Genomic DNA, 14,169 nt, shown 5'->3' on the forward strand with positions numbered 1-14,169 from the left:
GTCATGACCATGCTCGCCGGAACCTCGGCCGACGCCTTCTGGGCCGCCTCGCTGCGCCGCTGGAACGCGGTGTGCTGGGTGCTGTTCGCGGCGATGGCCGCCGGGATCGTCCTCATGGGACGGCCCGGCGGCGCCACCTGCGCGGCGCTCGCGTTCCTCGCGTCCGTGGCGCTGAGCTTCGCGGTCCTGGTGCGCTTCCCGGACAACCCCGTCGTACGGCCGCACGGCTACCTCACCGTGCTGGTGCTCGGCCTCGGCGGGCTCGCCTTCCTGCGCACCAGCTACGCCGCCCTGTTCATGGTGACGCTGCCGCACTACTGGATGTTCGGGCGGACCCCCCGCGCCTCGATGACGTTCCTGGGCCTGGCCACCGGCGCGACCCTGGCCGGCGGCTGGGTGCGGCAGGGCCCGTCGGCGGAGTTCTTCGGCGAGACGGCGGTGTCCACGCTTATCGTCGTCGCGGTGGGCGTGCTGATCGGGCTGTGGGCGCACGCGGTGGTCGCGCAGAGCGCCGAACGCGCCCGGCTCATCGGCGAGCTGGAGCGGACCCAGCTTCAGCTCGCCGAGGCGCACCAGCGGCAGGGCGCGGCCGACGAGCGGGAGCGCATGGCGCGGGACATCCACGACACCCTGGCGCAGGGGTTCGCGTCGATCGTCGTGCTCGCCGAGGCGGCCCGGGCCGGGCTGGCCGCGGACCCGGCGCGCAGCGCCCAGCAGCTGCGTTCCATCGAGTCGACCGCCCGGGAGAACCTCGCCGAGGCCCGCGAACTGGTCGGTTCCGCGCAGCGGCGGGGCGGCGCGGTGGCCGGGCCGGTGGCCCTGACCCTGCGGCGGGTCCTGGACCGGTTCGCGGAGGACACCGGGCTCACCGTGGACGCGGAGCTGACGGAGCTGGACTGCGACCAGCAGACCCGGATCGCGCTGCTGCGCTGCACCCAGGAGTCGCTGGCCAATGTCCGCAAGCACGCCCGGGCCTCCACGGTCGGGGTGGTGCTGGCGCGCCGGCCGTACGGGGTGGAGCTGGAGATCACCGACGACGGGACCGGGTTCGCGGTGGGGGGCTCGGCGGGCTTCGGGCTCGACGGGATGCGCAAGCGGCTGGCGGAGCTGGGCGGACGGCTCACCGTGACCAGCTCGGTCGGGGACGGGACGAGGGTGCTGGCGACGATTCCGGTGAGCGGCCGGGCGGACGGCGAGGGGGCGCGATGAGCGGGCGGGCGCTGCGGGTCGTGGTGGTGGACGACCACACCGTGATGCGGGCCGGGGTGATCGCCCTGCTCGCCGGCGAGGACGGCATCGAGATCGTCGGCGAGGCGGGGGACGGCCGCGCGGCCCTGGAGCTGATCGCCCGGCACGATCCGGACGTGGCCCTGGTCGACCTGCGGATGCCGGTCCTGGACGGGGTGGCGACGACCGCCGGGATCACCGCCCGACACCCGCGCACCCGGGTGCTGATCCTCACCACCTACGACACCGACACGGACATCGAGCGCGGGGTGGAGGCGGGGGCGATCGGCTACCTGCTCAAGGACACCACCCGCGAACAGCTCGTCGAGGCGATCCGGGCGGCGGCGCGCGGGGAGACGGTGCTCGCGCCGCGCGTCGCGGAGAAACTGGTCGCCCGGATGCGCCGCCCGGTGCAGGACCCGCTGACCGCCCGGGAGACGGACGTCCTCGACGCGGTCGCCGACGGGCTGACCAACGCGGAGATCGGCCGGCGGCTGGTCATCACCGAGGCGACGGTGAAGACGCACCTGCTGCGGCTGTTCGCCAAGCTCGGCGTCAACGACCGCACCCGGGCGGTGGTGGTGGCCCTGGAACGGGGCCTGCTGCGACGGCCGTAGGACGGGCTTCGGACGTCGGCGGGGGACGTCCGGGGGGGCGTCCGGGGGGAGCGGTCCCGCCGGGGAGGGTCCGCGGGTCGAGCGGGCGCGGACGCCGGTGCACGGCGGGCGTCCCGCGTGCTCCGCGGGCGGCGGGGCGTCGCCGGTCCGGTCACCCGGCCGTCGGCCACCGCGCACCGGGGTGCGGCCGGGCGTCCCGCGTCCGCGGGCGCCGCGCGGGCTACAGGTTGCTGAAGTCCGGGCCCTTGGTGCGGGTGCGCTTGATCTCGTAGAAGCCGGGGACCGAGGCGACGGCCAGGGTGCCGTCCCACAGGCGGGCGGCCTCCTCGCCCTTCGGGGCGGGGGTGACGACCGGGCCGAAGAAGGCGATCTGCTCACCGTCGGGGCCGGGCACGGCGATGATCGGGGTGCCGACGTCCTGGCCGACCTTCTCGATGCCCTCCTTGTGGGAGACGCGCAGCTGCTCCTCGTACGGGGTGTCGTCCCAGTGGTCCATCAGCGACGCGGGCAGGCCGACCTCCTGGAGGGCGGCGGCGACCGCCTCCTTCTCCGGACCCATGCCCTGGTTGTGGAAGCGCGTGCCGATCGCGGTGTACAGGTCGCCCAGCACGTCGGTGCCGTGCTCCTCCTGCGCGGCGATGACGACCCGGACGGGGCCCCAGGCCTTCGTCGTCAGCAGTTCGCGGTACCACTCCTCCAGCTCGTCGAGCCTGTCCTCGTTGAGCACGGCGAGGCTCATCAGGTGCCAGCGGACCTCGATGTCCCGGACCTTCTCCACCTCCAGCACCCACCGTGAGGTCATCCAGGCCCAGGGGCACAGCGGGTCGAACCAGAAGTCGACGGGGGTCTTCTCGGACATGTCTCTCCTTGGCAGTGGCGCTTGACCGCGGCAACGTCGGGGAGAACACCGCCGCCCCGCCCGCTCATTCCCCGCTGTCCCGCGTCAGGGGCACATGGCAGGATCGGTCCTGTCCAGGCGTAGTCATCACGTACGAGGGAGTACCGCCCGTGCCCGGTGAGAATCTGTCCCGCGACGAGGCCCGGGAGCGGGCCGCTCTGCTGTCGGTCGACGGGTACGACGTGTCCCTCGACGTGCGCTCCGCCGTCGGCGACCACGCCGGTGACGGCCCGCGCACCTTCCGCTCGGTCACCACGGTCCGCTTCCGCTGTGCCGAGCCGGGCGCGTCCAGTTTCGCGGACCTGATCGCGCCGAGCGTGACGGCCGTCTCGCTGAACGGCCGCGACCTGGACCCGAGCGAGGTCTTCGACGGCTCCCGGATCCTCCTGGAGGACCTGGCCGCCGAGAACGAGCTGGTCGTGGACGCGCGGTGCGCCTACTCCCGCACCGGCGAGGGCCTGCACCGGTTCGTCGACCCGGAGGACGGCGAGGTCTACCTCTACACGCAGTACGAGCCGGCCGACGCGCGGCGGGTCTTCGCCAACTTCGAGCAGCCGGACCTCAAGGCCCCGTTCCGCTTCGAGGTGCGGGCGCCCGAGGAGTGGACGGTGTGGAGCAACGGCACCGGCGAACGGGCCGACGGCGTCTGGCGGTTCGCGGAGACCAAGCCGATCTCGACGTACATCACGTGTGTGGTGGCGGGCCCCTACCACTACGTCACGGACTCCTACGTGCGGACCTTCGAGGACGGCACGCGGCTGGAGATCCCGCTCGGCGCCATGTGCCGCAAGGGCCTGGCGCCCCACTTCGACGCGGACGACGTCTTCCTGGTCACCAAGCAGGGCCTGGACTTCTTCCACGACCACTTCGACTACCCGTACCCGTTCGGCAAGTACGACCAGGCGTTCGTGCCCGAGTACAACCTCGGCGCGATGGAGAACCCGGGTCTGGTGACCTTCCGCGAGGAGTACATCTTCCGCGGCAAGGTGACGCGGGCGTCGTACGAGGCGCGCGCCAACGTGATCCTGCACGAGATGGCGCACATGTGGTTCGGCGACCTGGTCACCATGGAGTGGTGGGACGACCTGTGGCTGAAGGAGTCGTTCGCCGACTTCATGGGCTCGTTCTCGCTGGTCGGCGCGACCCGCTTCACGGACGGCTGGATCACCTTCGCCAACCGCCGCAAGGCCTGGGCGTACCGCGCGGACCAGCTCCCCTCCACGCACCCGATCACCGCCGACATCCGCGACCTGCAGGACGCCAAGCTCAACTTCGACGGCATCACGTACGCCAAGGGCGCCTCGGTGCTCAAGCAGCTCGTGGCGTACGTCGGCCAGGACGCGTTCCTGGAGGGCGCCCGGCGCTACTTCAAGCGGCACGCGTACGGCAACACCCGCCTCGGCGACCTGCTGTCGGTGCTCCAGGAGACGTCCGGCCGGGACATGGCGGCCTGGTCGCGTTCCTGGCTCCAGACGGCCGGGGTGAACGCGCTGACCCCGCAGGTGCTGCTGGCCCCGGACGGGCGGATCGGCGAGCTGGCGGTGGTGCAGGAGGCCGCCGAGTCGCACCCGGAGCTGCGTCCGCACCGGGTCGCGGTGGGCCTGTACCGGCGTACGGCCCGGGGCGCGCTGGAGCGGTACGCGCGCGCGGAGGCCGACGTGGACGGTCCGCGCACCGTCGTGACGGAGCTGGCGGGTGCCGAGGCGCCGGAGCTGGTGCTGGTCAACGACGACGACCTGACCTACTGCAAGATCCGTTTCGACGTGACGTCGCTGGAGACGCTGAAGGCCGGCCTCGGTGACCTGACCGACCCCCTGGCGCGGGCGCTGTGCTGGTCGGCGCTGTGGAACATGACCCGGGACGCGCTGCTCCCGGCACGGGACTTCATCGGCCTGGTGCTGCGCTTCGCGGGCCGCGAGTCGGACATCGGCGTGCTGCAGATGCTGCACGCCTGGGCGAACTCGGCGCTGGTCCACTACGCGGCTCCGGCCTGGCGGGCGGACGGCGAGCGGCTGCTGGCGGAGGGCGCCCTGCGCGAGCTGCGGGCGGCCGGGCCGGGCAGCGAGCATCAGCTTGCGTGGGCCCGGTTCTTCGCCTCGACGGCGTCCCGCGACACGGATCTTGAGCTGTTGCAGGGCCTGCTCGCGGGCACCGAGAAGGTCGACGGCCTGGAGGTGGACCAGGAGCTGCGGTGGGTCCTGCTCGAACCGCTGGTCGTGCACGGTCACGCGGACGAGAAGGCGCTCCAGGCGGAACTCGCCCGGGACGACACCGCGTCCGGCAAGCGCCACCAGGTGCGCTGCCTGGCCGCGCGTCCGTCCGCGGCGGTGAAGGCGCAGGCGTGGGCGCGGGTGGTGGAGTCCGACTCGCTGTCCAACGCGCTGGTGGAGGCGACCATCACCGGCTTCGCGCAGCCGTCCCAGCGGGAGCTGCTGGCGCCGTACGCGGAGAAGTACTTCGCGGTCATCGAGCGGGTGTGGGCCGAGCGGTCCATCCAGATCGGCATGGACGTGGTGCGGGGCCTGTTCCCGTCGCTGCAGGACTCCCCCGGGACGCTGGCGGCGACGGACGCGTGGCTCGCGGCCCACGAGGACGCGCCGCCGGCCCTGCGCCGGCTGGTCCTGGAGGCCCGGGACGACCTGGCGCGGGCGCTGCGCGGGCAGGAGTGCGACGCGGCGGCGGAGTGAGTCCCCCGGTTGCCGTGGCCAGAGCCCGGGCCGCGGGTGACCGTTACGAAATATCGGCATGAACGCCCGTAACCCCTGGGCCACTCCGCGTGGACCAGGGGTTTCGGCGCCTCATCGGCATCCGAACACGCGTCCTTTAGCGCTGGATTGTCCAGTTATGTCGACGGACGTGTAACAGGGGTTAAAGGATGGATCGGACGCGGGAATGCCGGAAGCATGACCCACAACACCCCGCTCTCCCCCCGCCCCCTGCACCACATCTCCGACGGCAGCCGCCGGGTCCTGACCGCCGCCGAGCTGCGCGCCCACGGTGTCGCCCCCGCCCAACTCGCCACGCAGTGCCGCCCCGGCGGCCCCTGGCAGCAACTCCTGCCCGGTGTCTACGTCCTGCACCCCGGACCGCCGACCGGCGAGGAGCGCCTGCGGGCGGTCCTCGCCTACGCGACGCGGGAGACGGCGGTCCCGGCGGTGCCGTCCCAGCCCGATGCGGAGGGGGCCGGCGGCGCACCGCGGCCGTCCGGCCCGGCCTGCCCCGACGCGGTGATCACCGGCCTGGCGGCCCTCACCCTGCACGGCTTCACCACCACGCCGACGCTGCCCGCCCTGGACCGGATCGACGTCCTGGTCCCCCGGCTGCGCCGGCTGCGCACGACGGGTTTCGCGCGGATCCTGCGCACCGCCGCGCTCCCCACCCCCCAGCACGTCACGGGCCTGCCCGTCGCCCCGGTGCCGCGCGCGCTCGCCGACGCGGTGGCGGGCCTGCCGGACGCGGGAGCGGTGCGCCGGCTGCTCACCGAGGCCGTCCGGGGCGGCCACTGCGACCCGGCGTCGGTGGTCCGCGCGCTGACCGACGCCAAGCTGCTGGGCCGCCCGCACGTGGTGGACGCGGTGGACTCGCTGCTCGCGGAGGGCCGGACGATCGCGGAGCACCGGCTGTACCGGATGGTGCGCGAGTTCGGCCTGCCGGACCCGGTGTGGAACGTGGACCTGAGGCTCCCCGGCGGCCCCCACCTCGGCGGCCTGGACGCCTACTGGCCGGAGCACGCGGTCGGCGTCGAGATCGACACCCGTGCCCCGCGCCAGGACGAGGACGCGCTGTGGCCCGAGCACGCCCGCAAGCGCGAGCACCTGGAGCGGCTGGGCATCACGGTCGTGCGCCTCACGCCGCGGAAGCTGCGCGAGGCGCTGGAGCAGCAGGCCACCGTCGTCCGCACGGCCCTGATGGCCTCGGCGGACCGGGACCCGGCGGCGTACGTCCTGGTCCTGCCGCGGTAGGGCCGTGCGCGTACGCCGACGGGCCCCGGCGGAGCGGGTCCGCCGGGGCCGTCGGGGGTCCGGGCTGTGGGCCGCGGGTCAGTCCGTGCCGGACTCCATCGCCGCGCGGTCCAGGAGGGCCTCCTCGCCCGGGGCCTCGCCGCGGGAGGCGATCACCTCGGCGCCGCCGCGGTCCATGGCGCCGATCAGCCCGGTGGAGGCCGCCTGGGCGGCGCCGATCAGGGTGGGGTGGTCGGGGCCGACCATGCCGAGGCCCGCGTACTGCTCCAGGCGGGCCCGGGAGTCGGCGATGTCCAGGTTGCGCATGGTGAGCTGGCCGATGCGGTCGCCGGGGCCGAACGCGGAGTCCTCGGTGCGCTCCATGGACAGCTTGTCCGGGTGGTAGCTGAGCGCCGGGCCGCGGGTGTCGAGGATCGAGTAGTCCTCGCCGCGGCGCAGCCGCAGGGTGACCTCGCCGGTGACGGCCGAGCCGACCCAGCGCTGGAGCGACTCGCGGACCATCAGGGCCTGCGGGTCCAGCCAGCGGCCCTCGTAGAGCAGCCGGCCGAGGCGGCGGCCCTCGGTGTGGTACGCGGCGACCGTGTCCTCGTTGTGGATCGCGTTGACCAGGCGCTCGTAGGCGATGTGCAGCAGGGCCATGCCGGGCGCCTCGTAGATGCCGCGGCTCTTCGCCTCGATGATGCGGTTCTCGATCTGGTCGGACATCCCGAGGCCGTGCCGGCCGCCGATCGCGTTGGCCTCCATCACCAGGTCGACGGCGGAGCCGAACTCCTTGCCGTTGACGGTGACCGGGCGGCCCTGGTCGAAGCCGACGGTGACGTCCTCGGGGGCGATCTCCACGGCCGGGTCCCAGAAGCGGACGCCCATGATCGGCTCGACGGTCTCGACGCCGGTGTCCAGGTGCTCCAGGGTCTTGGCCTCGTGGGTGGCGCCCCAGATGTTGGCGTCGGTGGAGTACGCCTTCTCCGCGGAGTCCCGGTAGGGCAGGCCGTGGGCGACCAGCCACTCGGACATCTCCTTGCGGCCGCCCAGCTCGGTCACGAAGTCCGCGTCCAGCCAGGGCTTGTAGATCCGCAGGTGCGGGTTGGCGAGCAGCCCGTAGCGGTAGAACCGCTCGATGTCGTTGCCCTTGAAGGTGGAGCCGTCGCCCCAGATCTGGACGCCGTCCTCCAGCATCGCCCGGACGAGCAGGGTGCCGGTGACGGCGCGGCCCAGCGGGGTGGTGTTGAAGTAGGGGCGCCCGCCGGACTTGATGTGGAAAGCGCCGCAGGCGAGCGCGGCCAGCCCTTCCTCGACCAGCGCGGCCTTGCAGTCGACGAGGCGGGCGATCTCGGCGCCGTACTGCCCGGCACGGCCGGGCACCGAGGCGATGTCGGGCTCGTCGTACTGGCCGATGTCGGCGGTGTACGTGCACGGGACGGCGCCCTTGTCGCGCATCCAGGCGACGGCGACCGAGGTGTCGAGCCCGCCGGAGAAGGCGATGCCGACGCGCTCGCCGACAGGGAGGGAGGTGAGGACCTTGGACATGGCAAAACTATGCAACATCTCGCATTGTCATGCAAGCCCGCGTATTGTCATGCACCACCTCCGGCGGCCCGCCGCTCCCGCCGCACCTCCGGCCCGGTGTCCGCCGGCGGCACCCCGGCCGGCCCGTCCACCGCATCCGGGGAGTGCCACGCCGCCCTGTCCGTCGAGCCGCCGGCCCCGGAGGCCGGCTCCCCGCCGGCGCACCGCGCCGCGTACAGCGGCCGCACGGAGCGACGGCCGACCGCGCGGCGCGGACCCGGGGCGGGAACGGGCGGCGGCCGGGGAGGCGCCGAGGAGACCGGTCACCGCGGCGCGGCAGCCGGTCTCCTCCGCATCCGCATCCGGACGTCAGCGCGCCGGGAGCGGATTGGCCGGCGAGTACCCGGGCGCGGACCAGCGCAGCGGGAGCGCGGACGGGGTCTCGACCGCCTCCGTGATCCGGAAGCGGACCGCGCGCTCCCCGTCCGCGGTGAACTCCGTGTGCGCCCGCCCGGTCAGCTGGAGGGTCGTACCCGTCTCCCAGTCCAGGACCAGCAGACCCGCGCGCGGGTCGGCGGCCAGGTTGCCCAGGGTGAGGAACATGGCGTTGCCCGGGTAGTCGCGCCAGCTCAGCTCGTACGGCGAGTCGACGCGCAGGAATCCGGGGTGGCCGCCGCGGTGGCTGGCGTCGGCGCCCTCGGGGCGCACGGTGGCGACGAACGCCGTGTCCGCCGCCGCCAGGAACGCCGCCTGCGCGTCGGTGAGCGAGGCGCCCCGGCGCCGCTCCCCCGGCACACGGTCCGCGACCACCTCGTACGACTCCCGCTTCTGGAGGTACTTCGGGCAGTTGGCGAACACCTGCCGCGCCGTCACCGCGAACCCTCGCGCCGTCGGCTCGGCCACGCCGTTGAGGCGCATCCGGCGGCGGGTGCGCGGGTCGAGGGCGATGGTGCCGACGCCGGTGCCGGGGGTGGCGAGGGCGGCCGCGAGCGGGTCGGCCGAGAGCGGTCCTCCCCGGCCGTCCGGGGCGTCGGCGGCGCCCCCGGTCACGGAGACCCGGTGCGGTCCGGTGGCGCGGGCGAAGCCGGGGGTGCCGGTGAGCGCGGAGGCCCACACCCGGCCGGTCGCCGGGTCGGCCGCGCCGACCACCAGCAGCGGCTGCTGCTCCAGGAAGGCGGCCGCGACCGGCTTGATGCCGGACCCGATGGAACGGCCGACGTGGTCGGCGAGGTCCCGGACGCCGACCCGTTCCTGCACGGCGAGCGAGCCCGCGTGATAGACGCCGCTCATCAGAAGAACCCGCAGGCCGGAGCGGACTCGCCGGGCGCCGGGGCGTCTTCCGCGCCGGTCGGTGCGCAGATCTCCAGGCGGATGCCGTCCGGGTCGTGGAAGAAGATGCCGCCCGAGGCCGCGCCCTCCCGGTGGGCCACCACGCCGTCGTAGGCGAACTCGGCGCCGTACGCCCGCAGCGCCTCCTCGTACTCCCTGACCCGCTCGATGGAGTCCACCTCCAGGGCGAGGTGGTGCAGTCCGGAGCGGCCGCCGTCGAACGGCTGCCCCGCCTGCTCCCACAGGGCGAGGGTCAGCCGCTCGCCGTCGCCCAGGAGGGCGAACCGCCGGCCCTCCTCCTTGCCCTCGGCGAGCAGCGCGAAGCCCAGGAGGTCCCGGTAGAAGGCGAGGGAGCGGCCGAGGTCGGTGACGTTCAGGCCGACGTGGCCGGTGCGCAAGGTCATGACTGTCCCCTTCAGCTGACGTGGGCGGGGTCTCGACTACCTAACCCCTGTGAAGGACGTTAGGGGTTAGACTGCTGATCGTCAACCGGTGACTTAAACTTGAGGGGTTAGATCCTCGAGGAGGCCGCCGATGTCCACCGCCCGTGACCCCCGCCCGCTCACCGGCGAGCCGCTCGCCCTCGACCTGCTGAACACCCGGTGGGTCCACGAGGGCACCCCGCACGACCTCCTCGACGGCACCGGCGGACTCGCGGTCTGGCTCGCGGCGAACGGCCTGGACGAGCGGTTCGCCGCCGACGCGGACACGCTGCGGCACACCCTGCGGGCACGGGAGGCCCTGCTGGCGGCGGTGGACGGCTCGCTCGCGGCCGGCGCGGCACAGGTGGACGCCGTCCTCGCGCACGGCCGGATCCGGGCCACGCTCACCGAGGCGGGGCCCGGCGAGGAGGCCGAGTTCGCGGACGCCTCCTGGGGTCCGGGCTGGCTCGCCGCCCGCGACTACCTGGACCTGCTCGCCACCGCTCCGGACCGCATCCGCGCCTGCGCCCACGAGGCGTGCGTGCTGCACTTCTTCGACACCTCGCGCAACGGCACGCGGCGCTGGTGCTCGATGGCGGTGTGCGGGAACCGGGCGAAGGCGTCGCGGCACTACGCCCGTTCCAAGGACGCCTGAGGCGCGATCGCCGGGCCGACTCGCCCTTCTTCAGGGCTTATCCACCCAAATCACATCGCGGGTTTTCCCCATACATCCATATCGTTTCGGTCAACCCTCCCCAAACATCGGTCCCTTGGGTAAAGCTGAGCGGTCGTCCGGTGTCGCATTCCGGACGACAAGCGACACGCTCGTTCCCTCACCTACAAGGGATGCCGATGACCCACACCCCCCAGAGCGACCCGATACCGGGCGCGAGACGCGTGGCCCGCATAGCCGTGGCCGCCGGTCTGGTCGCCGCGCTCTCCGCCGCCGGGCCGATACCCATGGCCTTCGCGGCGGACCCGGCCACCCCCGCCGCGGCCGACCCGGGCGTCAAGTCCGCCCACGACAAGCTCGGCTCCGACGACGCCGACCTGCTCGCCGAGGCCAAGGCCGCCGGCGACAAGAGCGTGACCATGATGGTCGCCACCGCTCCCGGCCGGACGGAGCAGGTCGCGAAGCAGCTCGACGCGGTCGACGGCGGTCTCGTGGGCCGTACGTACGACGAGCTCGGCTATGTCCGCGCCACCGTCCCCACCGGCAAGGCCGACGCGGCCATCGCCGCCGCCGCCAAGCTCTCCTCCGTGCACGGCATCGACCTGCGCCAGGAGATCCCGCTGGAGGACCCGTCGCCGAACGCGGGCGCCGCCAAGGGTGCGAAGGCCACCGGCAGCTACCCGGCCCCGGGCAGGAACACGCCCGCCGAGAACCCGTACAACCCGTCCTTCGAGACCGGCGCCGTCGACTTCGTCGAGGACCACCCGAAGGCGGACGGGCGCGGCATCACCATCGGCATCCTCGACTCCGGTGTCGACCTCGGCCACCCGGCGCTGCAGAGGACGACGATCGGCGAGCGCAAGATCGTCGACTGGGTCACCGCGACCGACCCGGTCGCCGACGGGGACGGCACCTGGCGCCGGATGACCACCTCGGTGGCCGGTCCCAGCTTCGCCATCACCACCGCCGCCCTCGGCACGGAGACCTTCAAGGCCCCCGAGGGCGCCTACCGGTTCAACTACTTCTCCGAGTCCGCCACCACCGGTGGCGACATGGCCGGCGACCTGAACCGGGACGGCGACACGACGGACGTCTGGGGCGTGCTCTACGACGCCGCCGCCGGCACCGTCCGGGTCGACCTGAACGACAACCTCGACTTCACCGACGACCAGGCGATGAAGCCGTACAAGGACGGCTTCCAGATCGGGTACTTCGGGACCGACAACCCGGCCACCGAGATCGCCGAGCGCATCCCGTTCGTGGTCGAGATCCGCAAGGACGTCGTCTACAACTCCTCCGGCGCCAAGGCGGACTACGTCAGCATCGGCGTCATCGAGGGCTCGCACGGCACCCACGTGGCCGGCATCACCGCCGCCAACGGCCTGTTCGGCGGCGAGATGAACGGCGCGGCGCCCGGCGCCAAGCTGGTCTCCTCGCGGGCCTGCACCTGGTCCGGCGGCTGCACCAACGTCGCGCTGACCGAGGGCATGATCGACCTCGTCGTCAACCGCGGCGTCGACATCGTCAACATGTCGATCGGCGGCCTCCCGGCGCTGAACGACGGCAACAACGCGCGCTCCGAGCTGTACACCCGGCTCATCGACACCTACGGCGTCCAGCTGGTGATCTCCGCGGGCAACTCCGGCCCCGGCGCCAACACCATCGGCGACCCGGCCCTGTCCGACAAGGTGATCTCGGTCGGCGCGACCATCTCCCAGGAGACCTGGGCCGCCAACTACGGCTCGCGGGTGGAGAAGGACTACGCGATGATGCCGTTCTCCTCGCGCGGTCCGCGTGAGGACGGCGGCTTCACGCCGACCCTCTCGGCGCCCGGCGCCGCCATCAACACCACGCAGACCTGGTCGCCCGGCGGCCCGGTCGCCGAGGCCGGCTACAGCCTGCCGCCCGGCTACTCCATGCTCCAGGGCACCTCGATGGCCTCCCCGCAGGCCACCGGCGCCGCCGCGCTGCTGCTGTCCGCCGCCAAGCGCAAGGGCATCGAGCTGACCCCGGCCACCCTGCGCACGGCGCTCACCTCGACCGCCGACCACATCCCGGGCACCCAGGCGTACGAAGAGGGCGCGGGCCTGATCAACATCGAGGACGCCTGGGACTCGATCCTGGACGGCGCGAAGGCCCACGAGTACACCGTCAAGGCGCCGGTCGACACCGCGATCGACCAGTTCCTGAAGACCCCGGGCTTCGGCACCGGCCTGTACGACCGCGAGGGCGGCCTGAAGGCCGGGCAGAAGAAGACGTACGAGATCACGCTCACCCGCACCTCCGGTGCCGACAAGGCCGTCCGCCACGAGCTGCACTTCGAGAACAACGCGGGCGGCACCTTCCGCATCGTCGGCTCCGACGAGGTGCGGCTGCCGCTGAACCAGCCGGTCACCGTCAAGGTGCAGGCCGCGCCGAAGTCCGCCGGTCTGAAGAGCGCGATCCTGGAGGTCGACGACCCGCGCACCGAGGGCATCGACAAGCAGGTGCTGCACACGGTCGTGGTCGCCGCCCCGCTGAAGTACACCTACTCGGCGTCCGGTTCCGTGCAGCGCAACAGCCACACGTCGCACTTCGTGACCGTGCCCGAGGGCGCCAAGTCGCTCGAGGTCGCCATCGGCGGGCTGAAGGACAAGAGCCAGACCCGGTTCATCGCCATCCACCCCTACGGCGTCCCGGCCGACCCGACGTCGACGGTCAACTGCTACGCGAACTACGCCAACCCGGCCAACACCTGCCGTCCGGACGTGCGCTCCTACGCCGACCCGCAGCCGGGCGTCTGGGAGATCGAGGTCGAGTCGCGCCGTACGTCGCCGCTGCTCGACAACCCGTACAAGCTGGACGTCACCGTGCTCGGCGCGGCCTTCGAGCCGGAGACCGTGACCGTGCCCGAGGCCAAGGTCGGCACCCCGGCCGCCGTCTCCTGGAAGGTGACCAACAAGTACGCCGCCCTGGAGGGCAAGCTGGCCGGCGGCCCGCTGGGCTCCTCCAAGACGGCCCGCCCGAGCATCACGGGCGGCGTCACCCACACCACCACGGTCGAGGTGCCCCAGGGCGCCCAGTCGCTGGACGTCACCATCGGCAACGTCTCCGACGCCGCCGCTGACCTCGACCTGGTCGTGAAGAACGCGGCCGGCGACGAGGTCGGCAGCTCCGCCGACGGCGACTCGGAGGAGTCGGTCTCCGTGCCGAACCCGGCCGCCGGGACCTACACGATCGAGGTCGTCGGCTACTCGGTGCCCTCCGGTTCCACCGCGTACGACTACCTGGACGTGTTCTTCTCCTCGGCGCTCGGCTCCGTCACGGTCGACGAGTCGGCCGTGGTGAAGCTCGGCACGGGTGCCTCGGCGACGGTCTCCGGCAGCGTCACCGCCGCCGCGGCCGCTCCCGAGGGCCGCGAGTTCTTCGGCCAGGTCCAGCTGCTCAACGCGCGCGGCACGGCCGCGGGCCTGGGCAGCGTGAAGATCGAGAAGGTCACGCCGTAACACCGCGGGACCTCAGGGGGCGGGCGTCCGGTCGGGCGCCCGCCCCTTCT

10 protein-coding genes are annotated in these 14,169 nt (G+C 73.1%); 6 read left to right on the plus strand and 4 right to left on the minus strand.

Translation table 11 applies throughout. From position 1 onward, the window contains the following. Nucleotides 1–3 precede the first annotated feature (3 nt). Together SGLAU_RS11870 and SGLAU_RS11875 are read left to right on the plus strand one after the other, a co-directional pair. Nucleotides 4–1,209, plus strand: coding sequence for a sensor histidine kinase (locus SGLAU_RS11870; RefSeq protein WP_208868906.1), 1,206 nt, complete (start codon nucleotides 4–6; stop codon nucleotides 1,207–1,209). After that, nucleotides 1,206–1,844, plus strand: coding sequence for a response regulator (locus tag SGLAU_RS11875; protein WP_043500882.1), 639 nt, complete (start codon nucleotides 1,206–1,208; stop codon nucleotides 1,842–1,844). The genes SGLAU_RS11870 and SGLAU_RS11875 overlap by 4 nt, the downstream gene beginning before the upstream one ends. Nucleotides 1,845–2,064: 220 nt before the next feature. On the opposite strand, the gene SGLAU_RS11880 is transcribed toward SGLAU_RS11875, so the two are convergent. Beyond that, a complete protein-coding gene (locus tag SGLAU_RS11880; protein WP_043500883.1) occupies nucleotides 2,065–2,703 on the minus strand; it encodes a DsbA family protein in 639 nt (212 codons plus the stop codon). A gap of 149 nt (nucleotides 2,704–2,852) precedes the next feature. On the opposite strand from SGLAU_RS11880, the gene pepN reads away from it, so the two are divergent. Together pepN and SGLAU_RS11890 are read left to right on the plus strand one after the other, a co-directional pair. Continuing rightward, complete coding sequence (gene pepN / locus SGLAU_RS11885) at nucleotides 2,853–5,429, plus strand: aminopeptidase N (RefSeq protein WP_043500885.1); 2,577 nt, start codon at nucleotides 2,853–2,855, stop codon at nucleotides 5,427–5,429. Between the two features lie 216 nt (nucleotides 5,430–5,645). Next, complete coding sequence (locus SGLAU_RS11890) at nucleotides 5,646–6,704, plus strand: hypothetical protein (RefSeq protein WP_043500889.1); 1,059 nt, start codon at nucleotides 5,646–5,648, stop codon at nucleotides 6,702–6,704. Nucleotides 6,705–6,782: 78 nt separating this feature from the next. On the opposite strand, the gene argG is transcribed toward SGLAU_RS11890, so the two are convergent. From argG to SGLAU_RS11905, 3 genes are all read right to left on the minus strand, one after another. Continuing rightward, nucleotides 6,783–8,231 (minus strand): argininosuccinate synthase, encoded by a 1,449-nt coding sequence (gene argG / locus SGLAU_RS11895; protein ID WP_043500891.1) that lies wholly within the window; start codon nucleotides 8,229–8,231, stop codon nucleotides 6,783–6,785. A gap of 348 nt (nucleotides 8,232–8,579) precedes the next feature. After that, nucleotides 8,580–9,500 (minus strand): pyridoxamine 5'-phosphate oxidase family protein, encoded by a 921-nt coding sequence (locus SGLAU_RS11900; protein ID WP_043500893.1) that lies wholly within the window; start codon nucleotides 9,498–9,500, stop codon nucleotides 8,580–8,582. Beyond that, nucleotides 9,500–9,943 (minus strand): VOC family protein, encoded by a 444-nt coding sequence (locus SGLAU_RS11905; RefSeq protein WP_043500894.1) that lies wholly within the window; start codon nucleotides 9,941–9,943, stop codon nucleotides 9,500–9,502. The genes SGLAU_RS11900 and SGLAU_RS11905 overlap by 1 nt, the downstream gene beginning before the upstream one ends. A 130-nt stretch (nucleotides 9,944–10,073) precedes the next feature. Here SGLAU_RS11905 and SGLAU_RS11910 point away from each other — a divergent pair, with 130 nt between their 5' ends. Together SGLAU_RS11910 and SGLAU_RS11915 are read left to right on the plus strand one after the other, a co-directional pair. Then, complete coding sequence (locus SGLAU_RS11910; RefSeq protein ID WP_043500896.1) at nucleotides 10,074–10,616, plus strand: CGNR zinc finger domain-containing protein; 543 nt, start codon at nucleotides 10,074–10,076, stop codon at nucleotides 10,614–10,616. A 197-nt stretch (nucleotides 10,617–10,813) separates the two neighbouring features. Beyond that, nucleotides 10,814–14,119 (plus strand): S8 family serine peptidase, encoded by a 3,306-nt coding sequence (locus SGLAU_RS11915; RefSeq protein ID WP_043500899.1) that lies wholly within the window; start codon nucleotides 10,814–10,816, stop codon nucleotides 14,117–14,119. Nucleotides 14,120–14,169: the final 50 nt, after the last annotated feature.

It is taken from the genome of Streptomyces glaucescens, from assembly GCF_000761215.1.
Lineage (GTDB): Bacteria > Actinomycetota > Actinomycetes > Streptomycetales > Streptomycetaceae > Streptomyces > Streptomyces glaucescens_B.

Excerpts from the sequence above, each read along its gene's own strand:
- SGLAU_RS11890 (WP_043500889.1), top strand. The coding sequence starts at position 5,646 with ATGACCCACAACACCCCGCTCTCCCCCCGCCCCCTGCACCACATCTCC.
- SGLAU_RS11900 (WP_043500893.1), bottom strand. The coding sequence starts at position 9,500 with ATGAGCGGCGTCTATCACGCGGGCTCGCTCGCCGTGCAGGAACGGGTC.
- SGLAU_RS11910 (WP_043500896.1), top strand. The coding sequence starts at position 10,074 with ATGTCCACCGCCCGTGACCCCCGCCCGCTCACCGGCGAGCCGCTCGCC.
- SGLAU_RS11905 (WP_043500894.1), bottom strand. The coding sequence starts at position 9,943 with ATGACCTTGCGCACCGGCCACGTCGGCCTGAACGTCACCGACCTCGGC.
- SGLAU_RS11870 (WP_208868906.1), top strand. The coding sequence starts at position 4 with ATGACCATGCTCGCCGGAACCTCGGCCGACGCCTTCTGGGCCGCCTCG.
- SGLAU_RS11880 (WP_043500883.1), bottom strand. The coding sequence starts at position 2,703 with ATGTCCGAGAAGACCCCCGTCGACTTCTGGTTCGACCCGCTGTGCCCC.
- SGLAU_RS11915 (WP_043500899.1), top strand. The coding sequence starts at position 10,814 with ATGACCCACACCCCCCAGAGCGACCCGATACCGGGCGCGAGACGCGTG.
- argG (WP_043500891.1), bottom strand. The coding sequence starts at position 8,231 with ATGTCCAAGGTCCTCACCTCCCTCCCTGTCGGCGAGCGCGTCGGCATC.
- SGLAU_RS11875 (WP_043500882.1), top strand. The coding sequence starts at position 1,206 with ATGAGCGGGCGGGCGCTGCGGGTCGTGGTGGTGGACGACCACACCGTG.